General features: G+C 35.6%; 25 protein-coding genes, 2 tRNA genes and 1 pseudogene. 15 read left to right on the forward strand and 13 right to left on the reverse strand.

The window, feature by feature from the left end; translation table 11 throughout:
• Both CJP74_RS03485 and CJP74_RS03490 read right to left on the reverse strand, forming a co-directional pair.
• A partial coding sequence (locus CJP74_RS03485) for a YtxH domain-containing protein (RefSeq protein ID WP_222986887.1) occupies positions 1 to 338 on the reverse strand: 338 nt, incomplete at its 3' end.
• A 198-nt stretch (positions 339 to 536) separates the two neighbouring features.
• Positions 537 to 1,322, reverse strand: coding sequence for a DUF805 domain-containing protein (locus tag CJP74_RS03490; RefSeq protein WP_119496877.1), 786 nt, complete (start codon positions 1,320 to 1,322; stop codon positions 537 to 539).
• A gap of 297 nt (positions 1,323 to 1,619) precedes the next feature.
• Here CJP74_RS03490 and CJP74_RS03495 point away from each other — a divergent pair, with 297 nt between their 5' ends.
• The 5 genes from CJP74_RS03495 (at position 1,620) to CJP74_RS03515 (ending at position 4,400) form a co-directional block, all read left to right on the forward strand.
• Positions 1,620 to 1,892, forward strand: coding sequence for a GrxA family glutaredoxin (locus CJP74_RS03495; protein WP_119496878.1), 273 nt, complete (start codon positions 1,620 to 1,622; stop codon positions 1,890 to 1,892).
• Between the two features lie 144 nt (positions 1,893 to 2,036).
• On the forward strand, positions 2,037 to 2,624 hold the full coding sequence (locus CJP74_RS03500) for a TetR/AcrR family transcriptional regulator (protein ID WP_119496879.1): 588 nt from the start codon (positions 2,037 to 2,039) through the stop codon (positions 2,622 to 2,624).
• Between the two features lie 23 nt (positions 2,625 to 2,647).
• The gene (locus CJP74_RS03505) at positions 2,648 to 3,058 is read left to right on the forward strand and encodes an organic hydroperoxide resistance protein (RefSeq protein ID WP_119496880.1); all 411 of its coding nucleotides are present in this window, start codon (positions 2,648 to 2,650) and stop codon (positions 3,056 to 3,058) included.
• A gap of 17 nt (positions 3,059 to 3,075) precedes the next feature.
• On the forward strand, positions 3,076 to 4,053 hold the full coding sequence (locus CJP74_RS03510; RefSeq protein WP_119496881.1) for a zinc-binding dehydrogenase: 978 nt from the start codon (positions 3,076 to 3,078) through the stop codon (positions 4,051 to 4,053).
• On the forward strand, positions 4,044 to 4,400 hold the full coding sequence (locus CJP74_RS03515) for a DUF1304 domain-containing protein (protein WP_119496882.1): 357 nt from the start codon (positions 4,044 to 4,046) through the stop codon (positions 4,398 to 4,400). The genes CJP74_RS03510 and CJP74_RS03515 overlap by 10 nt, the downstream gene beginning before the upstream one ends.
• A gap of 36 nt (positions 4,401 to 4,436) precedes the next feature.
• Here CJP74_RS03515 and CJP74_RS03520 read toward each other — a convergent pair whose 3' ends face one another.
• Positions 4,437 to 5,348, reverse strand: coding sequence for a glycosyltransferase family protein (locus CJP74_RS03520; protein WP_119496883.1), 912 nt, complete (start codon positions 5,346 to 5,348; stop codon positions 4,437 to 4,439).
• A 9-nt stretch (positions 5,349 to 5,357) separates the two neighbouring features.
• Entirely contained in the window at positions 5,358 to 6,437 is a 1,080-nt protein-coding gene (gene apbC, locus CJP74_RS03525) for an iron-sulfur cluster carrier protein ApbC (RefSeq protein WP_119496884.1), read from the reverse strand.
• A gap of 213 nt (positions 6,438 to 6,650) precedes the next feature.
• On the opposite strand from apbC, the gene guaC reads away from it, so the two are divergent.
• Entirely contained in the window at positions 6,651 to 7,637 is a 987-nt protein-coding gene (gene guaC / locus CJP74_RS03530; protein ID WP_119496885.1) for a GMP reductase, read from the forward strand.
• 41 nt (positions 7,638 to 7,678) lie between these two features.
• Here the strand turns inward: guaC and prfC are convergent, their stop codons facing one another.
• The 5 genes from prfC to ftsH form a co-directional block, all read right to left on the reverse strand.
• Positions 7,679 to 9,262 (reverse strand): peptide chain release factor 3, encoded by a 1,584-nt coding sequence (prfC, locus tag CJP74_RS03535; RefSeq protein WP_119496886.1) that lies wholly within the window; start codon positions 9,260 to 9,262, stop codon positions 7,679 to 7,681.
• 43 nt (positions 9,263 to 9,305) lie between these two features.
• The gene (locus CJP74_RS03540; protein WP_222986890.1) at positions 9,306 to 10,448 is read right to left on the reverse strand and encodes a hypothetical protein; all 1,143 of its coding nucleotides are present in this window, start codon (positions 10,446 to 10,448) and stop codon (positions 9,306 to 9,308) included.
• 19 nt (positions 10,449 to 10,467) lie between these two features.
• Complete coding sequence (locus tag CJP74_RS03545; RefSeq protein WP_119496888.1) at positions 10,468 to 11,802, reverse strand: hypothetical protein; 1,335 nt, start codon at positions 11,800 to 11,802, stop codon at positions 10,468 to 10,470.
• A gap of 111 nt (positions 11,803 to 11,913) precedes the next feature.
• Complete coding sequence (locus CJP74_RS03550; RefSeq protein WP_119496889.1) at positions 11,914 to 12,690, reverse strand: hypothetical protein; 777 nt, start codon at positions 12,688 to 12,690, stop codon at positions 11,914 to 11,916.
• 114 nt (positions 12,691 to 12,804) lie between these two features.
• Positions 12,805 to 14,664, reverse strand: a complete 1,860-nt coding sequence (gene ftsH / locus CJP74_RS03555) for an ATP-dependent zinc metalloprotease FtsH (protein ID WP_119496890.1) — start codon at positions 14,662 to 14,664, stop codon at positions 12,805 to 12,807.
• Positions 14,665 to 15,149: 485 nt separating this feature from the next.
• Here ftsH and CJP74_RS03560 point away from each other — a divergent pair.
• From CJP74_RS03560 to CJP74_RS03575, 4 genes are all read left to right on the forward strand, one after another.
• Positions 15,150 to 15,226 (forward strand) — tRNA-Arg (locus CJP74_RS03560).
• Positions 15,227 to 15,264: 38 nt separating this feature from the next.
• Positions 15,265 to 15,341: transfer RNA gene (locus CJP74_RS03565), tRNA-Arg, on the forward strand.
• 424 nt (positions 15,342 to 15,765) lie between these two features.
• Complete coding sequence (locus CJP74_RS03570) at positions 15,766 to 15,975, forward strand: hypothetical protein (protein ID WP_119496891.1); 210 nt, start codon at positions 15,766 to 15,768, stop codon at positions 15,973 to 15,975.
• A 129-nt stretch (positions 15,976 to 16,104) separates the two neighbouring features.
• The gene (locus CJP74_RS03575; RefSeq protein WP_147397049.1) at positions 16,105 to 16,326 is read left to right on the forward strand and encodes a hypothetical protein; all 222 of its coding nucleotides are present in this window, start codon (positions 16,105 to 16,107) and stop codon (positions 16,324 to 16,326) included.
• A gap of 56 nt (positions 16,327 to 16,382) precedes the next feature.
• Here the strand turns inward: CJP74_RS03575 and CJP74_RS03580 are convergent, their stop codons facing one another.
• From CJP74_RS03580 to asnS, 4 genes are all read right to left on the reverse strand, one after another.
• Entirely contained in the window at positions 16,383 to 16,910 is a 528-nt protein-coding gene (locus CJP74_RS03580) for a CvpA family protein (protein ID WP_119496893.1), read from the reverse strand.
• A gap of 61 nt (positions 16,911 to 16,971) precedes the next feature.
• Positions 16,972 to 17,805, reverse strand: a complete 834-nt coding sequence (locus CJP74_RS03585) for a hypothetical protein (protein ID WP_119496894.1) — start codon at positions 17,803 to 17,805, stop codon at positions 16,972 to 16,974.
• Between the two features lie 2 nt (positions 17,806 to 17,807).
• Positions 17,808 to 18,623, reverse strand: coding sequence for a hypothetical protein (locus CJP74_RS03590; protein WP_119496895.1), 816 nt, complete (start codon positions 18,621 to 18,623; stop codon positions 17,808 to 17,810).
• Positions 18,624 to 18,696: 73 nt separating this feature from the next.
• Positions 18,697 to 20,103: an asparagine--tRNA ligase gene (asnS, locus tag CJP74_RS03595; RefSeq protein ID WP_119496896.1), complete on the reverse strand. Its 1,407-nt coding sequence runs from the start codon at positions 20,101 to 20,103 to the stop codon at positions 18,697 to 18,699.
• Positions 20,104 to 20,999: 896 nt separating this feature from the next.
• Here asnS and ahpC point away from each other — a divergent pair.
• The 5 genes and pseudogenes from ahpC to trhP all read left to right on the forward strand — a co-directional run bounded on the left by ahpC (position 21,000) and on the right by trhP (position 26,324).
• Positions 21,000 to 21,563: an alkyl hydroperoxide reductase subunit C gene (gene ahpC, locus CJP74_RS03600; RefSeq protein WP_119496897.1), complete on the forward strand. Its 564-nt coding sequence runs from the start codon at positions 21,000 to 21,002 to the stop codon at positions 21,561 to 21,563.
• A gap of 112 nt (positions 21,564 to 21,675) precedes the next feature.
• Positions 21,676 to 23,226 carry an alkyl hydroperoxide reductase subunit F gene (gene ahpF / locus CJP74_RS03605; RefSeq protein ID WP_119496898.1) on the forward strand — a complete coding sequence of 517 codons (1,551 nt, stop codon included), beginning with the start codon at positions 21,676 to 21,678 and terminating at the stop codon, positions 23,224 to 23,226.
• Between the two features lie 124 nt (positions 23,227 to 23,350).
• Positions 23,351 to 23,569, forward strand: coding sequence for a translation initiation factor IF-1 (gene infA, locus CJP74_RS03610; protein WP_119496899.1), 219 nt, complete (start codon positions 23,351 to 23,353; stop codon positions 23,567 to 23,569).
• Positions 23,570 to 23,704: 135 nt separating this feature from the next.
• Positions 23,705 to 24,475 (forward strand): annotated as a pseudogene (gene ttcA / locus CJP74_RS03615) (tRNA 2-thiocytidine(32) synthetase TtcA); the annotation flags it as partial.
• A 370-nt stretch (positions 24,476 to 24,845) separates the two neighbouring features.
• Positions 24,846 to 26,324, forward strand: a complete 1,479-nt coding sequence (gene trhP, locus CJP74_RS03620; RefSeq protein WP_119496901.1) for a prephenate-dependent tRNA uridine(34) hydroxylase TrhP — start codon at positions 24,846 to 24,848, stop codon at positions 26,322 to 26,324.
• Positions 26,325 to 26,333: the final 9 nt, after the last annotated feature.

Genomic DNA, 26,333 nt, shown 5'->3' on the forward strand with positions numbered 1-26,333 from the left:
TTAAGGTTATCAACTTTATCCTCAGCCTTGTCTTTTAAGTCTTCAACCTTGTCTTTAAGGTTATCAACTTTATCTTCGGCCTTGTCTTTTAAGTCTTCAACCTTGTCTTTAAGGTTATCAACTTGATCTTGGGTCTTGTCTTTTAAGTTTTCTACCTTGTCTTTAAGGTTATCAACTGTATCTTCGATTTTATCTTTTAAATCTTCAACCTTATCCTTTGCTTTCTTTGCAACTTTTTTAAGCTTTACTTTTAAGTTATTTGCCCCAGTATCTTCATTTTTTGCAACCTGAGTTTCTTCTTGAGCCTCAGTTTGCTTTTTGTCAATTTCTTTAGCCATGAGAGTCCTTGAATATAAGTAGAGAGTTTTACCAGAAAATATTTTTTCGCTTTAAAATAAATATCTTACCAGAGATAAAATACTAATTTTTAATATATAAAAATATTTATATATGATTTTTATTATAAACCTATTTATGTCTATTTTGGTAAAAAAATAATAAAAGACCTACAAACATTTGTTTGTAGGTCTTGGGAATTATTTATTCTCTTGTGATGAAGAATCATCAGAGATATTAATACCGTATTTGTTAAGTTTTTTAGTAAACTTATCTTCGTCTTTTTTATTGAGCAGAGCTCGTTTTGCTGCTTTGGCAGCAGCTTGAGCTGCTAAAGTAGCCGCTTCGGTTGCCGCTTGAGCTGCAGCTGCAGCTTGTTTAGCAGCTTCGGCTGCTTCAGTAGCTGCTTGAGCCGCTTGAGTTGCAGCATCAGCCGTACGGGCAATATGGTTAGTAGTTGGAGCTGGCTCGTATAAAGGTTTTTTGCGGTAAGGATTATCTTCACGTTTAGTTGGGAATAATGCCATAATAAAAGTTGCCGCAAAAATTAATACCGAGATTAGAGTAACAAAAGTTTGTACTGCTTGGCTCGAAAGAAGATCTTTATTGAGCATGGATTCTAACATGGAGATAACAATATAAATGCCGTAAATTACAACATAAGAAAAAAGAATCCACATGCCAGAAAAACCTGCGTCATGAAGTCTACGCACTAAAGATCCTAAGTAGACTACCGCAAAGTAAAGACCATAAGCTACAGTAATAATTAAAAAAGTTACCTCAAAAAAACGATTGTCTGCAGCATGAGCAGTCTGAAGTAACCAAGATAGAACTGCAAAAATAACTACATTCAATACTAGGGCAGCGAGGGTAAATGTCCAAAACTCAGTTCTGCGTTCAGCATGTCCCCATTTTTTTAAATTTCGCCAGTAGTGATCTTTTATATTTTGGATAAATGAAGGGTATTCATATTGGGGTGTAGCCATAATAAATTTCCTTGATTAAACTAAATATAACGAACGATCTTTATATGCAAGAACATAGCGATTAAGGTGTTTAAGCAAGTCTCTTACCTAAACACTAGTTAACTTCTAAATGTTTCTCTAATATAAAAGAGTTCTAAATTTAGTGCTAAAAAAACTAGCCTGATGGCTAGTGCTGTTAAGCAGAGTTGCCTTTATTGTATCATCTTTACAAGATTTCTGAAAAATAAAATTGGCAAAAGTCTGCGTCTTGTGTTTAAAAGAGTATAATATAAGCAATAGTTATTTTTTGAGGGGGCTATGTCTAAGCAATATTCAATTGAAATTTTTGGTCGCGAAAGTTGCCCTTATTGTGCAGTTGCCAAAAACCTAATGGAAGAGCTAAAAGTTCAAGGTTTAGCACAAGGGGTATACCATGATATGATCGTGGAAGGAATTAGCAAAGAAGATTTGACTGCTAAAATCGGTAAAGAAGTACGTACAGTACCTCAAGTGTTTGTTAATGGCAAACATATTGGAGGATGTGATGATTTTCGAGCTTTTCTTAGAAACGAAGGCTTTAATGTAAGATAAAAATAGAGTGTTAAGCTCTATTTTTTTTTGTCCTTAAAATAAAGTTTTTATTCTAAGTTATTGTAAATTAAGAGAAAATATTGCTTAAAAAATTTTTTGCAAAAAATACTAGACGACTGGTCTATTTTGATATATAATAGAGCCATGAAACAAGGTGAAGAAACAAAATTACATATTATTAATGTAGGACACAAGCTTATTGCTCATAAGGGTTTTACCGCCGTAGGTTTAAGTGAAATCCTCAAAGAAGCTAAAGTACCCAAAGGTTCTTTTTATCATTACTTTACTTCCAAAGAGGTATTTGGTTTAGAGATCTTAAATCACTACTTTGAGCAGTACCAAGAGTCTTTACAAGGTTTTTTTGCTTCTACAGAGAAAAATATTTCCCAGCAAATTTTAGCTTACTGGCAACAGTGGATTGAAAATGAAATTTCAGGTAATAATTGCTTAATTGTAAAACTGAGCGCCGAAATTGCTGACTTATCTGACTTAATGCGAAATCGCATGCAAGAGGGAATGCAAAGTATAGTTAGCTTTGTCACCCAACAAGTAGTTAAGGCACAAGAGGCGGGAACTTTTTCTGCCCAAGTAGATGCCAAAGAATTTATTACAAATTTATTTTATACCTGGCTAGGAGCATGCTTAAGCTACCGTGTAAATCGTCCTTCGACAACAAGTTTTACCCTAGCAAGCAAACATGCAAGCCAACTTCTATCTTTATATCAAAAATAACAACATAAACATTGGAGAACAACATGAAAGTATTTTATGAAACACAAGCAACAGCAGTAGGTGGTCGTTCAGGTCATACAGAATTAGATGACGGTTCATTAGGTTTTGATTTAACTGCTTTTGGTTCAGATAAAGCTGGAGTTAACCCAGAACAATTATTTGCTTTAGGTTATGCTGCATGTTTTGATTCAGCTTTAAATCTTGTAGCGCAAAAAATGGAATTACCATTAACTTCAAGTAAAACTTCGGTAAAAGTTGGTATAGGTCAAGAAATGAGCGGTGCATTTAAACTTCAAGCTCATATCACGGTTTACACTACAGGTTTAACTAGTGAACAAGCTAAAGCTTTAGTAGCTCGTGCTCACGAAGTTTGTCCTTACTCAAATGCAACTCGTAACAATATCGAAGTAACTTTAGAATCTTACGCACAATAATTTAAGGAAAAAAAGTCATGCAAGCAGTAATTCATAAAGTATTTGGTGAACCAGAAAACGTAGTAGAAATTGCTCAAGTAGAAAAACCTACCCCAAAAGAAGGTGAAGTATTAATTGAGTTAATTATGTCACCAATTCACAATCACGATCTTTGGACAATTCGTGGTACCTATGGTTATAAACCTAATTTACCTGAAACAGCTGGTTCAGAAGCTGTAGGTCGCGTGGTAGCTTTAGGCGATAATGTTACTAATGTACAAGTGGGACAAAGAGTTAGTGTGGCAAATATTCACCAAACTTGGGCAGAATACTTTGTTGCTCCAGCTAATGCTTTAGTACCAATTCCTGATGCTCTAAGTGATGAGCAAGCAGCTCAATTAATTGCTATGCCATTTAGTGCTATTACTTTATTAGAATTTCTAGAAGTAAAAGCGGGACAATGGATTATTCTTAATGCCGCTAGTGGTATGATTGGTAAAACCACTGCTATGTTAGCTAAAGAGCGTGGCGTTAATGTAATTAACCTCGTTAGATCTTCACGTGCTATTGCCGAACTCAATGAATTAGGTATTGAGCATGTAGTAGCTACAGATCAAGAGAACTGGCAAGAACAAGTTAAAGCTATTTTAGGAGACAATTCTCTGGTAGCGGGAGTTGACTCAATTGGCGGTCAAGCAAGTCTAGAATTAAGTAGACTTCTAGGACAAAATGCTTTATTTGTTTCTTTTGGTACTATGGGTGGTGAACCTGTACAAATTCCTGTAGGCGACTTAATTTTCAAACAAATTACCGTTAAAGGTTTCTGGGGTAGTATTGTTGCCCAAGAAATGTCTGCTGAAGTTAAGGCTAAACTTATGCGAGAATTAATTACTAATGTAATTGCAGGTAAAGTACTTCTTCCAGTTGGTGGAGTTTATCCTTTAGCTCAAGCAGCTCAAGCTTGTGCAGCAAGCCTTAAATCTGGTAAAGCTGGTAAAATTCTTTTATGCAAATAGCACAAAATATACTCATGGGCTTAATTGCCCTTGAGTTTCTCTTTATTATGTATCTTGAAACCTTTGCCACAACAAGTAAACAAACGGCTCGAGTTTTTAATACTACGCAAGCAAAGTTACAAGATTCTCAAGTGCAAAATCTATTTAAAAACCTAGGCATTTATAATGGCTTACTGGCAGGAGTTATTATTTTTGCTTTAGTTCTTCAGCATAACTTAGTATTGACTTATATTGCCTTTTACATTGTGGGAGTTGCCTTATATGGGGCTTTCACGGTTAGCAAGCATATAATTTGGAAGCAAGGTGGCTTAGCAATAATTTACCTTGTTCTACATTTTCTCAATTAAAAATATCCCTTAACCGCGTGCGGTTAAGGGATTTTTTTATATTTCCCATAAAAGGGTATTAAAGCATTGATTTTTTATGGCATTCGGATAGAAAATATGGCGATCACGAAGCCACCAGCTTTCGAGTTCGCGTTCTTGCATAATCAGGATTTCGATCCAACGTGGATCATAACTTGCCTGATTTGAGCGAATATCCTGAGCCGGACTTGGTAAAGCATTTTTATTTAGTAAAACACATGGCCAATCTTGCCGTTCGCCAATATAACGCGACTCAAAGTCATACTCTTGCGGCACACAATAGCAAGGCGGTAAAAAATGACAGGCATAATTTAAATCATAGAGATAGCGATTTAAATGACTTTCGTCGTGCCAATGCGCAACTATGCCTTGCTCTTTGTCTGCTTGAATGCGTTGGGCAAGAGTGCGAGCTAGAGCTAAAAAAGCTTGAGCTGTGCCTCCGTAAAAGCCTCCTGCTACATAGGTAGTTGGGCGTTCGGGTTGCGGAGCTATATAAGCTTGTGAGCTAGGATTGCGCTCATAAGAACGTAAATGCTCGGCAATAAAGTTTTGCCCAAAGTGCTCTACCATAATTAAATCTTTCCCGAGATCCCCGGTAGGAGCAAAAAGAATTTGCTCAGCCTTAATTGGATTTTTACAATAGTAGTTAGCATTCGCAAAGAAAATATAATCAAACTCTTGCAGTTGCTCTGCTTGACTTAAAAAATAAGCAAACCTATCGAGAGTAGGAGCAGGCCAAGGCTCATACTCTTGGTATATAACTTTTACTCTCGGGTTGAGAGCAAAGCTTTGCTCGAGATCCTTACTGTCAGTAAAAACAAAAAATGTTACTTGGCAATCAGGAAGAAAATTTTGATAATTATAAGGGAAGAGTACTTTAAAAAAAGTATCATAGGCTCCCGTATTTACACTAAGGAATGCTACTTTCATGGCAAAAATCTAGAGTTGGGAAATAGTAATGCTCGAAGCGTGTTTTTTCACATCACGATAGAGGTTAAAAGCAACCTGGTCGGCAAGTTTAGCAAAAGCTTGTCCGATATTTCCTGTTGGCTCGATCATTGAGGTAATAACGCCATCATCGAGATCTTTACGAATTTTTGGATCAAGCGGAATAGAGGCTAAAAGAGGCGTATCTAAAAATTGACTAATTTCTTTAACTCCCTCTTCACCAAAAATATGTGCTTGATAACCACAGTTAGGGCAAGTATACATACTCATATTTTCTACTACGCCAAGTACAGGTACGTTCATTTCGCGGAACATGTTTACGCCTTTTAATACATCGAGTAAAGCTATGTCTTGCGGAGTAGAAACAATTACACTTCCAGTTACTGCTAGATCTTGAGCTACAGTAATGTGAATATCACTTGTACCTGGTGGCATATCAATTACTAAGTAGTCGAGGTCAGGCCAGTTAGTTTCTTCGATTAGTTGTTTTAACATTGCCGAAGCCATAGGACCGCGCCAAATAGTTGGATCTGTTTCTGGCACTAAAAAGCCCATAGAGTTAGCGTAGAGATTGCCAACTTGCACCGGGTGCATGGTTTTATTGTCATCTGATGTAGGTTTAGTTTCGCTTGCTCCTAGCATATGTGGAATCGATGGACCATAGAGATCGGCATCTAAAAGCCCTACTTTAACGCCACTATTGGCAAGAGCTGCAGCTAGGTTAACCGCAACCGAAGATTTACCTACCCCACCTTTACCCGATGAAACGGCAATAATATTTTTAATGCCAGGGTAAGGTTGTCCTTTGCCCGAAGGCTTACGTTGACTGATTTTAAATTCAAGATTAATGGTTACGCGAGCTACTTCAGGATAAGTATTACTAATATATTGCGTTAACTCTTCTAAAAAGCTCTCTTTGTCATTTAAAGCAAAAGGTAAAGCTAGGCTTAGTGCCAGAGTTTGACCTTCTTGATTAAATAACACTTCTTGTGGGTTAAAGGCATTTAATTCATTTAAGCTCTTTTGCCAAGGAGCATAAATAAAATCCCCAATTTTTGTAAAGTCTTGCATAAATTCTCCAAATATATTTATAGCCGCTTATATTTTACTTTATCTCAACAAAATTTGGGTAACTAAATAAAAAATCTGTATAATTTGCTCTTTTTAATTAAGAATAATCCGCAGCTAAAAAAGTTGAGCTAAATTATAAAATTATGATAATATAATATTTGGGCTTAAAAAAGGACTTCGTTTTTTTTTTAACTAAAATTAGGATCTAAATCCATGCTTAATGATGTAAGAATCTTTGATTACGAAGACATTCAGTTAATTCCAAACAAATGTATTGTTGAAAGCCGTGCCGAGTGTAATACTACGGTTAAGTTAGGAAAAATGGAGTTTAAAATTCCAGTAGTTCCTGCAAACATGCAAACAATCATTGATGAACCTTTAGCTGAAGAATTAGCTCGTCGTGGCTACTTCTATATTATGCATAGATTCACACCTGAAACTCGTGAAAACTTTATTCGTCATATGAAAGAGCAAGGTCTGTTTGCTTCGATTTCTATTGGCGTTAAAGCTGAAGAGTTTACTTTTGTAGAATATTTAGCGCAACAAAATTTAGTTCCTGAATATATAACAATTGATATAGCTCACGGTCACTCAAATTCAGTAATTAATATGATTAAACATATTAAACAATACTTACCTGAGTCTTTTGTGATTGCTGGTAACGTAGGAACTCCTGAAGCCGTACGTGAGTTAGAATTAGCTGGTGCTGATGCTACTAAAGTAGGAATTGGTCCAGGTAAGGTTTGTATTACAAAATTAAAAACAGGTTTTGGTACAGGCGGCTGGCAGTTATCTGCTGTACGTTGGTGTGCTAAGGCTGCAACTAAGCCTATTATTGCCGATGGTGGTATTCGTGACCATGGTGATGTGGCTAAGTCAATTCGCTTTGGTGCAACTTTAGTAATGATCGGTTCATTATTTTCTGGTCATGAACAAAGCCCAGGTGAAACTATCGAAGTCGATGGTAAGCTTTATAAAGAATACTTTGGTTCAGCGTCTGAATTCCAAAAAGGTGCGCGTAAAAATGTAGAAGGGAAAAAAATCTTAACTCCATTTAAAGGTGATCTTTTTGATACTCTAGAGGAAATGCAACAAGATTTACAAAGTTCTATTTCCTACGCTGGAGGTAAAGACCTTGAAGCTTTACGCAAAGTAGATTATGTAATTGTGAAAAACTCAATATTTAACGGTGATCGTTAATTTAAAAGCCTGCAGTTTTAAACTGCAGGCTTTTATTGTTTTTAGTGTTCACGCGTAGCAAAAAAGCGTACGTCTGGGTATTTTTCTTGGGTTAAGTTAAGGTTCACCATATTTGGAGCTATATAAGTTAAGTTTTCCGCTCCATCTAAAGCGAGGTTACCTTCACAACGACGTTTAAATTCTTCGAATTTTTTCGGGTCATCACAGTCTACCCAACGCGCTGTAGCTACGTTAACTGGTTCATAAATAGCTTCTACGTTATATTCGTTTTTAAGGCGATTTACTACCACATCAAATTGTAGTACCCCGATAGCCCCTACAATTAAATCATTATTAATTAAAGGGCGGAATACTTGTACTGAGCCTTCTTCAGATAATTGAATTAAGCCTTTGAGTAATTGCTTCATTTTAAGCGGATCTTTTAAACGAATACGTTTAAAAAGTTCTGGCGCAAAGTTTGGGATACCTGTGAATTTTACAGGTTCTTTAAACGTAGAGAAGGCATCACCAATTTGAATAGTACCATGGTTGTGAATACCGATAATATCACCAGCATAAGCTTCTTCGGCATTAGTACGATCCCCAGCTAAGAAGGTTAAGGCATCATTGATAACAATTTCTTTACCTATACGGTGCTGGTTAACTTTCATGCCACGCGTATATTTCCCTGAAACTATACGCATAAAGGCAACACGGTCACGGTGTTTTGGATCCATGTTCGCTTGGATTTTGAAAATAAAGCCAGAGAACTCAGGATTAGTAGCTTCTACCTGTCCATCAGTAGTTTGACGAGCTTGTGGAGCTGGAGCATAAGCTGTTAAATAATCAAGCATATGGTCAACCCCAAAGTTACCTAGAGCGGTACCGAAAAATACTGGGGTTAATTTACCCGCTAAAAATTCTTGCTCATCAAATTCGTTACTTGCCCCTTGCACTAACTCAAGTTCATCTTTGAGTTGTTGGTGGAAGTCTTCACCTATAGCAGCAATTAATTCTGGATTATCAATTCCGTCATAACGCACCACTTCTTGAATTTTACTTCCTTGCCCCGACTTATACATAATTGCATAGTCGCCAGCTAGATTATATACTCCCTTGAAAAACTTACCCGAACCTATAGGCCAAGTAATAGGAGCACATTTAATTTTTAAAATATCTTCAACTTCGTCAAGAAGTTCTAATGGATCACGAATATCACGGTCTAACTTATTCATAAAAGTTAGAATTGGTGTATTACGTAAACGCGTAACTTCCATTAGTTTAATCGTACGTTCCTCAACCCCTTTAGTAGCGTCAATCACCATTAAAGCTGAGTCTACAGCGGTTAGAGTACGATAGGTATCTTCCGAGAAGTCTTCGTGCCCTGGAGTATCGAGGAGGTTTACCATACAGTTGTTATAAGGAAACTGCATGGCAGAAGTAGTAACTGAGATCCCACGTTGTTTCTCAATTTCCATCCAGTCAGATTTAGCCTTAGCTTGATTTCCTTTACCTTTAACTGCCCCTGCAGTTTGGATAACCTGTCCAACAAGAAGAAGTTTTTCGGTAATGGTTGTTTTACCGGCGTCCGGGTGGGAAATTATCGCAAAGGTACGACGGCTTGCAATTTGCTCAAGTGTTTTCATAATAATAAACTAGGAAAAAGCTCCTAAACCCAAGTTTAAGAGCCTATTTTTTGCTAAAGATTAGACCTGAAGTACCTTCGGGGTGTTCAGGTAAAATTAATGGATTTAAATTCGGAATTTCCGAGAGAATGAGTCGAACATGAGGCGACTCTAAAGTTTGTTTTACATAATTGGAGTAGGTTTCTACTAGGCGATTGCCACTGCGCACCGAAATACTAATTAAGGCACTATTAACAACTTCGCCAGAAAAATATCGCACTAAATTTAATCCCATTACATTTTGTGATTTTTGTTGGGAAATATTAGTCTGGGCGATAGAAACGGCTACTGCATTTATGGCTTTGGCTGCTTCAGGGTAGTTAGGTAAAGCAGCTAATTGCAAAAAGATATTTACTACTTGGCAAGACTTATCTTGGATTTGTCCTAGATCAGTTAATTCTTGCGTATAGTAACTATTTAAAGTACCCACGCCTCTTTGCACATAATTTAAGTCAAGTTGGAAGTTACCAACTTGGCATTGGGTATTAAATTGTTGTAAGTATTCTGGGAAGTTAGCAGTTTCAAAGTTAATACTAACTCGATCTTGCTCCATTAGGCTTTGCCAGTCAAAGGTAGTGTTATTTTGTAAATAACGGTATTCAGCCATAATGTAATCAAAGTATAAGTTTAAGGCACGAAAAATTTCTACTCGCCTTTCTGGCGAAGCGTTGAGAAACTTGTCGGCATAAACATTGATCATACTTCCCACAAAACGGATTCCGAGTAATGTATAGTTGGAAAGGTACGAAGCTCGACGTAAAGTAAATAAGAACTCATCCTCTCCCGCATGTACTTGAGGTTGGGTCAGTAAAGGATTGCTCGTATTGTTGATATCATCAAACAGTCCCATTATCGGATCGATAATTATATTGGGTGGAAACACATTTTCGGTGCCATAGTTTTGATTGGCTACCATGCGGAGCAATGCCTCGATTATAACTTTATTAAAGTTAAAATCACTACTAAAGTATTCGTTATCTTGGTAAAAGCTAGAATCTATATGTACACTTGGGTATAAAGGGTGGTTAAAATTTAGATTTGCGGTATACGCATCATCTGTAGCTTGTTGGGTTAAGTTATCACTTTTATCACAAGCTACTAAAGCCAAAGCTAAGCACACTACAGAAAAAGCTCTTTTAAACATCACGATGTATTATACCAAAAAGTTACTTAGAGGTTAAGAAGCTATAATCATAGTGAAATGTTTGCCCATTAACTGGTTTAAGAATTAATGGTTTAGCTTGGGGATTTGCCACTAAGTAAAAATAATTGTTTTGGGCGATAAAATTAACAAGTTTGTTTACATCTTGAGTGTATTGACTATTTAAGTTTAATTCTCTTGCTCGATTAGGATTGGTAGTCGCTTCTAACCAAGCGTAAAGCTGAGCATCAGTTTGCTCATTATTGTCAATAAATTCTGGTTCTTTGTTCTTAAGCTGGATAATTTGCCCCATTTTTTGGGCTTGTTGATCTATTGCTTGCCACTCAGGTTGTAAACTAACTAAATAATAGATCTCGATTAGACTACCCATGCGATTTAAAGCAAATTGATAGTCAAATGGAGAGTTAAGAAATTGGCATTTTGGGCAAATTTGTTGTAAATGGGCTAAATCAACGCGAGCAAACATAGGATCGCGTGGGTTTATTTCCCAATGCCCTTGTTGGGTCCAAGTATAAAGAGCGGCTAAATAGTTAGTAAAAGTAACGTTATCGTTATCTATGTTAAAGCCATTTTGCTTAAGTAAAGCAAGTTGTTCTGGGTTATTTTGGTTGTAAATTTTTACCGCATAAAACTCAGCTGCCATTTGGAGCATGATTTTGAGCAACTCTTGATTTATCCGGAGTTGTTCACTAGAACCTGTATTGGCAAAGTCAAAGTTTACAATTTTATTTACAAGATTATTGGACTCACGGAACAATAAGGCTACAGGGTATTCATAATAGTTTACCGATAATCCTGAAAAGTTAAAATTAGTTAATTCTTGTTGTGGTAGTCGATAGCCATAGTATTGATAAAAAAGCTTAGCACTTTCTTGGCGTTCGTTTTCAATTTGTTCGCTCAAACGCGGGTCACTAGAATATTCATAATAAAATGAATCACTAGCATTAGCAAAGTCAGTAGCTAAAGCTAAAAATACAGGCTTGTATAAATCAAACTTAGGATTAAAAAAAGGATTAGGTTGGGTAAATCTAATTCTTGGTAAAACTTGGTCGAGGTTTTCTCTATCTACTTTAACGAGAACCCCTGAATCTACATAAGTTGCAGTATAACTATTGATATAGGCAATTGGATCAAAATCTTCTAAAGCTTGCGTATATTGACATTGTTGGGCTTGAGCATTAGAAGGATTATTACAAAAATCTGAACTTAGTTGGTCTGCATCTAAGGCATCAGTTGAACTATGTTCAATTGCCACATTAGTTTCTTTAACTTGATTGCGATCACAAGAACTTAAGGCTAAAAGCCCTAAAGCTAATGCAAAATAGGGGATTATTTTCATGTCTTATCTTGTCAAGAAAAATAGCGAAAAGGTTGAGATAAAAGCTCTCTTTATTTTACCACTTTAAAAAGAAAAATACCCGTAAATTATTTAATTTACGGGTTGCTTTATTTATCTTGCGTTTAAGGCATTATAGAATGCACGGTTTTCGTAAACATACTCATCAAAGTTTTTCAGAATACGGTAACCACGTGGATTATCATATTGGAATCTTTGACGGGCAATATCTTCGATAGTGCCATCAGTAATTGATTTATAGCTTAATGGGAAGCCATAGTTAGCCCCTTGAGTTTTGTAAGCTTGATATACATACTCACTATACTCTTGGTATAGTTTTAAGTAGCTTTGGAACTCAGGTAGGTTGTAAAGATTTAAATATTGTTTTGCAAGAGTACATAAGTTTCTGAAGTCACGTTGGTAAGTGTAAACTTGACGGTTTTCTTTACCAGTTAGTGGCGAACCTAAATCCTTGCTTACTTGTTCAGGAGTTACAGCAAAGTTACCTGCATTACATGCACGGATTACATCTTGGAGGTAATCTTTTAAAGTAACTTGCGTTGGATCAAAGTTTAAGTTTCTTGCTTGCTCAGGGTTATCAATGTAGTATTTAGTAATAACCGCAAAAGTTACATATACATCTGCAAATGCTTCAGCCTTGTCATCAACTTGGTGGAAGTCATCGTCATCTTCAGCTAGGTCATACATAGCTAAACCTACTTGGTTATATAAACCTACACCTGGTAAGCTTAGACGATAGTCTTGACCAATAAGATGGTTAGATACAGCTTGGTGAGCAGTATAGTTACCCACAAAATTAGCTGCTAATGCTGGAGCACTAAGTGATACAGTCAAACCTAACATAGCCGTTAGTTTTGTTAATCTATTCATTGTTTTTTCCTGAAATATAATTAAAATAATTAGAATTTAGTAACAATTATATTTATTTTTTTCTTATTTGTAAAGCAAAAAAAGGCCTAGGGAAAAATCCCTAGGTCTTTAAAATTAAGCGTTATCTTCTTTTAAATGCTCAAAGTTACGATCATCAGTATCATCATCCCAGTCACGTGGTTTACCTGCTGGTTGACGATTCATAATACGTTCAACTTGCCATTTATCGATAGTTTCGTATTCCATTAAAGCATCTTTCATAGCTTCAAGGATATCACGGTTTTGTTGTAATACTAAACGTGATTTATCATAGTTACGTTTAATAATTTCTAATACCGCTTTATCAATACGTTCTGCGAAAGCATCTGAAGCTTGTGGACGACCATATGGATCATTTTGATCTGGTGCATAGTTAATTGGACCTAGATCATCATCAAAACCATAAGTAGTAACCATTGCACGTGCCATGCGGCTAGCGTATTGAATATCAGAAGATGCACCTGTAGATACATAATCTTTACCAAAGATAATTTCTTCAGCTAAACGACCACCATAAGTCATTTGTAGTTTAGCTTCATAAATTGAATAGCTTTGGTACACTTGGTCTTCAGCTGGTAAGAAGTGAGTTACCCCTAAAGCACGACCACGTGGAATAATTGTTACCTTGTGTACAGGGTCGTTACCTTCTACTAAGTAACCAACAATTGCGTGTCCTGCTTCATGGTAAGCAGTACGTAATTTGTCGATTTCTTTCATAGTTAATGAAGGACGTTCTGTACCTAAAGTGATCTTATCTTGTGCTAACTCAAAGTATTTCATAGTAATTTCTTTACTACCATAACGAGCAGACATTAAAGCAGCTTCGTTAACTAGGTTAGCTAATTCAGCACCAGAGAAACCTGGAGTACCGCGTGCAACTGTTTTTAAGTTAACATCGCGAGCTAAACGCACACGTTTTGCGTGTACTTGAAGAATTTGTAAACGACCTTTAAGATCTGGAAGATCTAAAGTAACTTGACGGTCAAAACGACCTGGACGAATTAACGCGTTATCTAATACATCAGCACGGTTAGTTGCTGCAATTACAATAATGTTTGTTTTATCATCAAAACCGTCCATCTCAACTAGTAATTGGTTTAGGGTTTGTTCACGTTCATCGTGACCACCACCAAAACCAGCACCACGTTTACGACCTACAGCATCGATTTCATCGATAAAGATAATTGCTTTACCGAATTTTTTTGCCTGAGCAAAGATAGCTCTCACACGTTGAGCACCTACCCCAGCAAACATTTCTACGAAATCAGAACCTGAAATTGTAATAAATGGTACACCCGCTTCACCCGCTACAGCACGAGCAAGTAAAGTTTTACCTGTACCAGGAGGACCTACCATTAGGACACCTTTAGGAATATGAGCACCAACGTCAGTATATTTATGAGGCTCACGTAAGAAGTCTACAATTTCTGCTACTTCACGTTTAGCTTCTTCACAACCTGCTACATCAGTTAAACGTGTTTTAATATCCTTAGCTTCATAGATACGACCTACTTGCTTGTCGCTACCCATGGCACTAGCCATACCACCAGTCATACGACGCATTGCCCAGAGGTATAAACCTAAGAATAAAAGTAGAGGGATCATATTAATAAGGATCTCTACTAGAGCACTTGGACGTTCTGGTAGTTTACCGATTACGGTAATGTTTTTACTAATAAGTTGGTCTAATAACTTATCATCACGCATAGGTAAGATAGTATTGTAAGTAGTACCATCTTTTAATGAAACTTGAATTTGTCCTGTTTGCGTAATTTGTACTTGACCTACTCTATTTTGGTCAATTTGTTGAACGAAAGTAGAATATGGTTGGGTATTTCTTTCGCTATTACTATCAGAGAAGAAACTAAATAAGCTAATAGTAGCAAGAAAAACCAATAAAACTAGAAAAGCGTTCTTTTTAAGAAAGGGTTTCACTTATACTCCTGTGACTTAATTTTGCTAAACAAAATTAAGTAGTCAAATTTTTTTCTAAATAGTTTTATGTTGAGATTTTGTGTTTCTTAAGTACTGACTAAATAAATTAGTTAGTAATAAACTAATGTTTATTTTATCATTAATCTACCTTTAAGAATCAAGAAAAAAGCCAGAAATTTTTTCTTAAAACCCGCGATATAGATATTTAGAAAAATATTATTGTTGATGATTATTTTTTTACTATTATATGATATATTTTTTTTTAAAATTTTCAAGATGTTTTTTCTCAGGAAAGAGAGTAAAATTAAGGCATAAGTTGAGCAAGATAAATGTTAATTTAAGTCTAGAAAAGATGGAATCTAGCTGGTTAAGGGATTAATTAAGAAAAAATTTAGCTTAAAAAACTTAGAGCTAGGTCATTTCTTGGTAAAAACAATTGCAATGAAGATAAAATTATACTATAATACCTTCTGGATTGATTGAAAGCACCCATAGCTCAGCTGGATAGAGCATTCGCCTTCTAAGCGAACGGTCACAGGTTCGAATCCTGTTGGGTGCGCCATTTTTTTTGCGCACAACCCTTTTAGTTTCAGATTTTATGCGCCTGTAGCTCAGATGGATAGAGCAATTGCTTCCGGTGCAATGGGTCGTGGGTTCGAATCCTATCAGGTGCGCCAAATTTATACAAGATTTTATAAAACAAGTTCTCCTACTAGGGGAACTTTTTTTATGGGTTTATTTTTTTACCTCTTTATTTAACTCTCCCCTTACTTTCTCTTTATTCCTTATTTCTTTTTTTATTTCCTTTCTTCTTTCTTTCTCTCTCCTTTTTTCCTCCTATCTTTCTCCTTTTTTCCTCCTCTCTCTTTTTTTACTTCCTATCTCTTTTGTATCCTTCTTTTTTTTATTCTTTTTTCTCTAGCTTTGGCTTTTTCACTTTATATTCTTTTTCTATAGCTTTAGCTTAATTAGTTGTTTTTATTTTATTTTTTATCATCTTACCCCTTTGCATTTTCTTTTTATTTTTATATAATAAGGGCATTAGGGACAGGTAAGAAATTACATTGTCTGTATTTTCTCAACTTAGATTTGTATTTTTTTATGAAAAATGTGTTAAAAGCTTTATTAGCTTATTTAATTCTTGCTGGTTCTACAACCGCAGGTTTTGCTCCAGCTCACGCAGCTACTGGTTATTTAATTGGTCAAGAAATTAGAGCTCCTTACTTATACTGCATCTACCGTGTAGGTACACAAACGAAAGAAGTAAGAATGGATGCTGGTAGAACTTGTCCTAAAACATACAACTTCTAATAAAAAAATCCTCTGAACTTTAAAAGTTCAGGGGATTTTTTGTTTTAGTATAGTATAATAATCTTATACTTAAGTGCATAAGATTAATTTTATGCTCCTTTAATTATCTCAACTTAAATATGTATGCCTATGAAAAATCTTTGCAAAGCTTTCTTGGCTTATATAATTATTGCTGTATCTACGTTAGGTTCAACTGGCGTAGCTCCAGCCCAAGCTGCCATGGGATTTTTAGTCTCTCAATCTTTTAGTGGGGGATTTTTATACTGTTATTATCAAATCCCTGGTTACAGTCATTATGGGGTATTAAGATTACCTTTAGGTAGTTTTTGTCCTCCAACACATAATTTCTAAGCCTTAGCATAAAAAAAAAGACCTCTGAACTAAATTTAGTTCGGAGGTCTTTTAGCTTATTTAGCATAGTTATTTGCTTCATTTACAAAAGCTTGGAAAAGCTCTTTAACTTTTGTAGATAAATCTAAACCTGAGTTACAGTAGTCAATAATTACTTTTGAGTAAGAGTTATTGAAGCTACTTACATAGTTGTTTAAATCTACACCATTTTCACGAAGAAGAGTATAGATAACAGAAATTACCAGGATGCTAATCATCGCAAAGATAATTCCACCCACAAGAGAAAGAAGTGGGTTACCTAAAATGGTGGTTTTACTAAATAAAGTTGAGAGAGCACGAGCAGCTATGCTTAAGAAAATATAAGAAATAATAAATACTACAATTAAAGCAAGAATTGGGTAGCTACCTACTAGCGGAATACTATTAAGCAGATTGCTAAAATCATTAGTATAGTTTAGGGAAATAAAAATTGATCCCCCAATTGCTACTAAAGAGAGAATAGATCCAAGAAAACCTTTTAGGAATCCGTGAACAAAGAAGGCGATAACTATAGCGCCCAGAAAAATGTCTACAACTGAAAACATAAAGATATTCCTAGCTAAAAAGTTTGGCTGTTTAGTTTAATTATACACAAAATAAGGTCTTTTAACTAATTACTGTAGCAACGCCAATAAAATAAACAATAATGCAGTAAACAATAATGCTTAAGCAAATAGGTTCAACTAAGCCTGCTAAAGTACGTAAAACGTAAGGGATAATTGAAGAAAAGCTAATTTTGCGACTATCATTACGCACTAAAAGTCCACGAATAAGTCTTAAGGTTACGATAATGCTCACATAGAGAATTAACGGAACATAAGGCATAGCATGAGTAAGAATTTGTGTAGGGTTCGGGGTTGCTGAGCCTAAAAGCATGTAAATGCTTGTAAAAATCCCCCCGCAAAGGGTAAGACTTAAAGCAAATACTAGCCAAAAGGCAAGAATTCTATAGGTACCAAGAGTTAAAACATAGAAAAATCGACAAGCTATAATAGCTAAAATAGCCATGCCGATAGTATTGCTACTGGTAATAATTTCAAGTACCGATTCATTTAACCCGAGAACAAAGCCTTGAGGTACGCGCATATAAGCGACAAAGGCATATAAAGAAATAATAGCTTCGGTAAGGGTAAAGGTAATTACACTTTTACGACTAAATAAAATATCGCGGTGCTTGCTTGCATAGTCGATAAAATCTTCTCTTCGAGTAAAAATTAAATAGAGGAGATTTAGCAAAGCAAAAGCTAGCATTATTAGTAAAGTGTGATTAAAAACTCCTTGAGCCAAGCCCAGCACATGGGAAGCAAGGAGATAAAGAATAAAGCTTATTAACCCCGCAAGATAAAACATTTGCGTATCGAAACTAAATTTTTCCTTTTTGATATTGGAGAAAATGCGATATCCCCAAAATAAGAGAAATAAAGTAGTTGCTATGATCATGGTTAAAAATATGCCTTGATAGCGTTAAGGTCAGCATATGAATTAACAAAAATGCCGACAATCATTAAAGAAGCAATTAGTTCCATTAAGGCAGTTGCTCCATGTAATAACATGGCAAAGCGTGCTTCTGATAAATGCGTACGGGCAAAGAAATAATAAAAGTTCTCTTCGGTAGCAATAAAACGATAGAGATACACTAAAGCATATACAAAGATAAATACATTAGTAGCAAAGTATTCACGGTGTCCGATTAGCGAAAAGAGGAAAAGGCAAGCTACAGTTACGCCCCAGAAAACAAAGGTTTTATAGTTACCTAAGAAAAGATTATAGATAAATCTCACAACAATAATTGCTGTAACTAGGTAGAGCCAGATATTACTTGCTTGACCTTGGGCACGTGAAGATGAAGCTACCAACCATGAAGTAAACTCGGTAAAGTCAGAAAGACTTAGATAAGCTAAAAAGGAGGCTATAACTTCGCTAATAATTATAATTTCTCTTCGATATATACTAGCAGCCTGTACTACCCCTGGATATTTTTTTCTTACTCGATTATGTAATCCTTGGCTACAGAGAAATTTATAAAGGAAAAAGCCAAAGATAAAAAAGCAGGTTACAACAAATAAAGGTTTATAAGGATTGAGTTGTAAAAAGCTTGAGTAGAAAAAGTTAGGTGATAGAGCTGCGGCAATTAACTCTAAAAGAATTATCGTACTACTTAAAGCAAAAATAGTAAAGCGAGGTTCGCGATAGTTATCTATAGCCCGTAACAATACAAGTATGGCAATAATTATAAAGTTAGGCGTAGTAAAAATCATAAGCTAATAAATGTTAGAGTTAATAAAAAAGTCCGGTGATTGCTCACCGGACATTTTGCTCAGAAAGCAATAATTAGAATGCAGCGTTTTTCGGTGTACGTGGGAATGGAATAGCATCACGTACGTTTTGTACGCCAGTAACATAACTTACAAGACGTTCAAAACCTAAACCAAAACCTGAGTGAGGTACAGTACCGTAACGACGAAGATCTAAGTACCAGTCGTAGTCTTTAGGATCCATACCTAATTCATGTAAACGTTTTTCTAATACATCTAGACGTTCTTCACGTTGAGAACCACCGATGATTTCACCAATTCCTGGTGCTAAAACATCCATAGCTGCTACAGTTTTACCGTCATCATTTTGACGCATGTAGAAAGCTTTAATTTCTTTTGGATAGTTTTTCACGATAACTGGTGCATCAAAGTGTTCTTCTGCTAGGTAACGTTCATGTTCAGATGACATATCGATACCCCAGTAAACTGGGAACTCGAATTTTTTCCCGCAGTTTTCAAGGATTTTGATTGCGTCTGTATAGTCAATTTGTACGAATTCACTATTAACTAGTTTTTCTAAACGCTCAATTACGCCAGGTTGTACGTGTTTATTGAAAAACTCTAGGTCTTCACGGTTTTTCTCTAATACACGGGTAAAGCAGTGACGTAAAATGTCTTCCGCTAATTTAGCATTGTCATCTAGATCATAGAATGCCATTTCTGGTTCAACCATCCAGAACTCAGCTAAGTGACGTGTAGTATTAGAGTTTTCTGCACGGAAGGTAGGACCAAAAGTATAAACATTACTTAAAGATGAAGCATAGGTTTCAATGTTTAATTGACCAGATACTGTTAAGAAAGTTTCTTTACCGAAAAAGTCTTGTTTGAAATCTACTTTACCATCTTCAGTTTTAGGTAGATTTAATAGATCTAATGTAGATACACGGAATAATTCACCAGCACCTTCAGTATCAGCTGCTGTAATTAATGGAGTTGCAACCCAGTAGAATCCACGATCATTAAAGAATTCGTGAATTGCATAAGCTAAAGTATTACGTACACGAGCTACAGCACCAATTAGGTTAGTTCTTGGACGTAAGTGAGCAATTTCACGTAAGTACTCTACTGAGAGGCGTTTGTTAGACATAGGGTATTGGTCAGGGTTTTCTACCCAACCTACAACTTCTACGTTAGTTGCTTTAATTTCAACTGCTTGACCAGAACCTGCTGATTCTACAACTTCACCAGTTACAATAACTGAACAGCCAGTAGTTAAATTTAAAACTTCTGACTCATAATTAGGTAAGGTATTAGCAATTACTGCTTGTACAGGATTAAAACCTGAACCGTCATAAACTGCTAAGAATGAAAAACCTGCTTTTGAGTCACGACGAGTACGTACCCAACCACGTACTGTAACTAACTCACCAACTTTTACTTCGCCATTTAAGACTTGTTGTGTAGAAGCTATAGTAGCTGTCATCTATGACACTCCTAAATATAAATGTAAATTATGATAATTATAAAAAATGAACCACGGGATTTTTCTTAAAAATCTCTTTGTGGCGGGAAAATCTTTCTCTGGATATTAAATAGATCATTTTAGCACAGAAGCAAAGAAAACTATATAGAAAATTATCTTTGCTTCTTTCCTTAGACAAAAGTTTTTGGAGCTAGTGCTAAATATTTTTTCTTTGCTTGAATTTACGAGCGTAGAAGAGATCAATATTTAAATTAATTTTAGGGACAATGATAAAGTTCAATGCTTCAAAGTTAAGATTTTTTCTCGTCAAAAGACAAACTGGTTTTATATAGCAAAGTAAAGATAAGAGAAGAAAACTAGATAAATATGTAGAAATAGAAAGAGAGATCAATCATCGGAAATAGAAAACGAGAAAAATATGCGGGAAAGGAAAACAAAATAAATAAGCAAGAGAACAAAAAAACAAGCAAAAGAAAGTGATGAAAAAAAATAGCAGGAGTGGTAAGGGTTAATTATTTAAATAAGTGCTCACCTAAATTCTCACATAAAAAAATAGCCAAGGTAATTATTTAAATACACAGCATAAAATTAAGCTCCAAAAAAATAAAAATAAGTACTTTTTTAACAAGAATTTTAAAGAATTTTAGAGGCTAAAAAATAGAGAAAATTAATAAATTTAGCACCTTTGAAAAATATCGATAGGAAAAGCTGATTAGTATTTTAGCTAAAATTTAGTCTAAAATTAGAATATTTTTCTTAAAAATTTGACTTATTAATCAGTAGCTTGTGAACAAAATTTCACTTAAGGGTGTAAATAGTCTTAACAAATAAATTTATTTGTTTTATAATATACGCATAATCATAACCTATCAATAATTTTTAAGGAAGTAAAAAGTATGTCATTAATTAATACTAAACTATTACCTTTCAAAGTAAATGCATTCAAACAAGGTAATTTCATTGAAGTTTCTGATACAGATTTACAAGGTAAATGGTCAGTATTTTTCTTCTACCCAGCAGACTTCACATTCGTATGTCCTACAGAATTAGAAGACTTAGCTGATAACTACGAAGAATTCCAAAAATTAGGTGTTGAGATCTATTCAGTATCTACAGATACTCACTTCTGTCACAAAGCATGGCACGATCACTCACCAGCAATTGGTAAAGTACAATACACAATGTTAGCTGACCCTACTCACGTATTATCACGTAACTTCCAAGTATTAATTGAAGAAGAAGGTTTAGCATTACGTGGTACTTTCTTAGTAGATCCAGAAGGTAACATTAAATTAGCTGAAGTAAACGACAATGGTATTGGTCGTGAAGCTACAGAATTATTACGTAAAATCAGAGCAGCACAATACATCGCAGCTCACCCAGGTGAAGTTTGCCCAGCTAAATGGAAAGAAGGTGCTGAAACTCTTAAACCATCATTAGATTTAGTAGGTAAAATCTAATAACCTTTTTTAGATAAGAAAGACTTTTTCGGAAGCATAGGCATAGGGATACCTATGATATGCTTCTTTTTTGTTTACAATATTTTTTCATCTTAAAATGCATTAAACGATTATGTTAGATCAAAACATTAAAGAACAACTTAAAGCCTATTTAGAACGTGTTGAATTACCAATTGAACTCCAAGCTAACTTAGGCACAGATGCAAAATCAGCAGAACTTAAAGAATTATTATTAGAAATTGCTTCATTAAGAAGTGACAAAATCACTTATAAAGAAGTAGATCTAGCTGATCGCAAACCAGCATTTACTATTGCTCGTGTAGGTTCTGATGTAGGTGTTACCTTTGCTGGTATCCCTATGGGTCACGAATTTACCTCTTTAGTATTAGCTTTATTACAAGTTGGGGGTTACCCAGCTAAATTAAGCCCTGAAGTAGTAGAACAAATTAAAAACCTACCAGGTGATTACAAATTTGAAACCTACTTCTCTCTATCTTGTCAAAACTGTCCTGACGTAGTACAAGCTTTAAATGCTATGTCAGTAATTAACCCACGTATTAAACACGTGTCAATTGACGGGGCTTTATTCCAAGAAGAAGTTGACCGTTTACAAATTATGTCAGTTCCTTCAGTTTACTTAAACGGTGAACAATTCTTACAAGGTCGTTCAAGCGTTGAAGAGATCTTAAGTAAACTAGATACAGGTGCGGCAGCTCGTACAGCAGCTTCTTTATCTGAAAAAGATCCATTTGATGTATTAGTTGTAGGTGGTGGTCCAGCTGGTGCTGCTGCAGCAGTATACGCAGCTCGTAAAGGTATTCGTACTGGTGTTGTAGCTGAGCGTTTTGGTGGTCAAGTACAAGATACTATGGACATTGAAAACTTCATCTCAGTATTAAAAACTGAAGGTCCTCACTTAGCAGCAGCTTTAGAAGAACACGTAAAATCATACGGTGTAGATATTATGAATTTACAACGTGTTTCTAAACTAGTTCCAGGTGACAAACAAGTTACTTTAGAATTAGAAAGCGGTGCAACATTAAAAGCTAAAACTGTAATCTTCTCTACAGGGGCACGTTGGAGAAACATGAACGTTCCTGGTGAAACTGAGTATAAAACTCGTGGTGTAGCTTACTGTCCACACTGTGATGGTCCTTTATTTAAAGGTAAAGATGTAGCGGTAATCGGCGGAGGTAACTCTGGGGTTGAAGCTGCAATCGACTTAGCAGGTGTAGTTAAACATGTAACTCTAATCGAACGTGATGAAAAATTACGTGCAGACCAAGTATTACAAGATAAATTACGTAGCTTACCTAACGTTAAAATTATTACTAATGCTGCAACAACTGAAGTTCACGGTGACGGACAAAAAGTTACTGGCTTAAGCTACCAAGATCGTGCAACTGAAGAATTACACCACTTAGAATTAGCTGGTATTTTCGTACAAATTGGTTTAGTACCTAATACTGAATTCTTAAAAGGTACAGTAGAATTAAACCGTATGGGCGAAATTATTACTGATGACCGTGGTCAAACTAATATTCCTGGTGTATTTGCTGCAGGTGACTGTACAAATGTACCTTACAAACAAATTATTATCGCTATGGGTGAAGGTGCAAAAGCTTCTCTAGCAGCCTTTGATTACTTAATCCGTAATAACTAATTTGTCGTAAATAAAAAAAGAAGTTGGTTTTTCCAGCTTCTTTTTTTTGTTTTAAATAACACAAAAATAAAAAAATGTGTTATAATATGGGGCGTTATTTTTTTAATTTTTTTAATGAGGTATCATGGCAAAAGAACCAGCAATTGAGTTTCAAGGAACTGTAATTGAAACATTACCTAATACTATGTTCCGTGTTGAATTAGAAAACGGTCACAAAATTATCGCTCACATTAGTGGTAAAATGCGTAAAAACTACATCCGTATTTTAACGGGTGATAAAGTTACTGTGGAAGTTACTCCTTATGATATTACTAAGGGTCGTATCGTTTTCCGTTCAAGATAAGAGCTCAGTAATTTTTAGTTTATAGTATTAGCGTCTGGAATCAGCCGCATATAGTCCTCAAGTGGCATGTACTCTTAGGGTTTATAAAGAATTTGTGAAACCGTAGCCAAGAGCTATGGTTTTCTTTTTTTAAGTATGCAAGAAAATTATCGTTTAAATAAGCTAAGTAAGCGTTTACGTAGTGAAGTTGGTAAAGCAATCGCCGATTTTAATATGATCGAAGAAGGCGATAAAATTATGGTTTGCTTATCAGGGGGTAAGGATTCCTACGCTTTATTAGATATTTTACGTTCATTACAAAAATATGCTCCGGTAAAATTTGAATTACTCGCGGTAAATCTAGACCAACAACAACCTGGATTTCCTAAAGAAGTTTTACCTAACTACCTCGAATCTATAGGGGTGCCTTATCGTATAGTTAACGAAGACACTTATAGTATTGTTAAACGCGTAATTGAAGAAGGGAAAACTACCTGTTCTTTATGTTCACGTTTACGTCGAGGCATTTTATACCGCATTGCCCAAGAAGAAAAATGTACTAAAATTGCTCTCGGGCATCACCGTGATGATATGGTGGAAACTTTATTTTTAAATATGTTCTTTGCGGGTAAAATGAAATCCATGCCACCTAAACTCGTAAGTGATAATCAACTCCACACAGTTATACGTCCTTTAGCTTACTGTCGCGAAAAAGACTTAGCTAAATATGCCAAACTAAAAGAGTTTCCGATTATTCCTTGTAATCTATGTGGCTCACAACCTAATTTACAAAGAGCAGCCGTAAAACAGCTTCTCCAATCTTGGGATCGTCAGTTCCCTGGACGTATTGAAACTATTTTCCGCTCAATGCAAGATATTACTCTATCTCATCTATTAGATAGAGAATTATATGATTTTGCGAGTTTAAGTTCTTTAAGTCAGCAAGAATTTAATCCTCATCATAAGGCAAATCAAGCTCCAGTAAATTTACTTGCTTCCAAAGCTAAAAGCGAAGAAAAACCTAAGCGTGAATTTACTGAACAAGAATTAGATCAACTGGCTAATGATGAACTTTTTGGTAGTCAAGACTATGACGCCTTAGCTCGTAAAATTCATGATGATCATCACCTTGAAGATGACGATACCGTTATCAAAGGTTTAAGTATTAAACAACTATAATCATAAATTTAAATATTTTTGACACCTGACAAAGGGGCTATTAATGCAAGGTAAAACTTGTTAGTCTTGTAAACTGCCGCGATTGCGGATTAATGGCTAAATAACTTTAGGGGTAACAATGACTAAATTTGCAAAACCAGAATTATTGAGTCCAGCTGGTTCTCTAAAAAACATGCGTTATGCATTTGCTTATGGTGCAGATGCTGTTTACGCAGGACAACCACGTTATTCATTACGCGTAAGAAATAATGAATTTAACTGGGAAACTCTTGAACAAGGGATTAATGAAGCACATGCTTTAGGAAAAAAATTCTATGTGGTAGTTAACATAGCGCCACATAATGCTAAATTAAAAACCTTTGTTAAGGATATGCAACGTGTAGTTGACATGAAACCTGATGCTTTTATTCTTTCAGATCCAGGTTTAATTATGTTAATGCGTGAGCACTTCCCACAAGCAGTTTTACACCTTTCGGTACAAGCTAATGCCGTAAACTGGGCTTCATGTAAGTTCTGGCATGACTACGGTGTAGAACGTGTAATTCTTTCACGTGAATTAAGTTTAGATGAAATCGAAGAGATTCGTCAACATGTTCCTGAATTAGAGTTAGAAGTGTTTGTCCACGGGGCTTTATGTATGGCTTATTCAGGTCGTTGTCTCCTTTCAGGTTACATTAATAAACGTGACCCTAACCAAGGTACTTGTACTAATGCTTGCCGTTGGCAATATGATCTTGCCGAAGGTCAAGAAGATGAATTAGGGCAAATAGTTGAAAAAGTAGCTGCAGGTAAAACGCACGATGGACGTGAGCAAGATCCAAATGCCCAAGTAATTAACCAAGACCCAGCGAACCTAAATATAGATGTAGCTAATGTAGAACCTACTTTAGGTATAGGTGAGCCAACCAATAAAACTTTCTTAATTACTGAGCCACGTCGTCCTGATGAGAAAATGACAGCCTTTGAAGATGAGCATGGTACTTATATTATGAATAGCCGTGATTTACGTGCAATTCAACACGTACCACGTTTAACGCAAATGGGCGTGCACTCATTAAAAATTGAAGGAAGAACTAAGTCTTTCTTCTATTGTGCTCGTACGGCACAAATCTACCGTCAAGCAATTGATGATGCTGCCGAAGGTAAAGAATTTAATCCAGGTTTATTACGTCAATTAGATTCTTTAGCTCACCGTGGTTATACTGACGGTTTCTTACAAAGACATACTCACGATCAGTACCAACACTACACTTCAGGTAACTCAACAAGTGACTACCAACAATTTGTTGGAGCATTTACAGGAGAGCGTGAAGGTAATTTAGCTTTAGTAGAAGTGAAAAACAAATTTGTGGTGGGAGATATGATTGAAATTATGACGCCAAAAGGTAACGTAAGTTTCCGTCTTGATCGTATGTACAACCGTAAATTTGAACCTACAGAAGTAGCACCAGGTGATGGGCACAAAGTGTGGTTAGAAGTTGATCCTGAAATGGATTTAAACTTTGCTCTAGTTTTACGTTATCTTGAACAAGGATTAGATACTACTGATCCTCACGGTCGTAAAGCTAGTGAAGCAAAAATTACCCAATTAGCATAAATAAAAAAA

Origin of the sequence: Psittacicella melopsittaci (genome assembly GCF_003585925.1) — a bacterium.
Classification (GTDB): domain Bacteria; phylum Pseudomonadota; class Gammaproteobacteria; order Enterobacterales; family Psittacicellaceae; genus Psittacicella; species Psittacicella melopsittaci.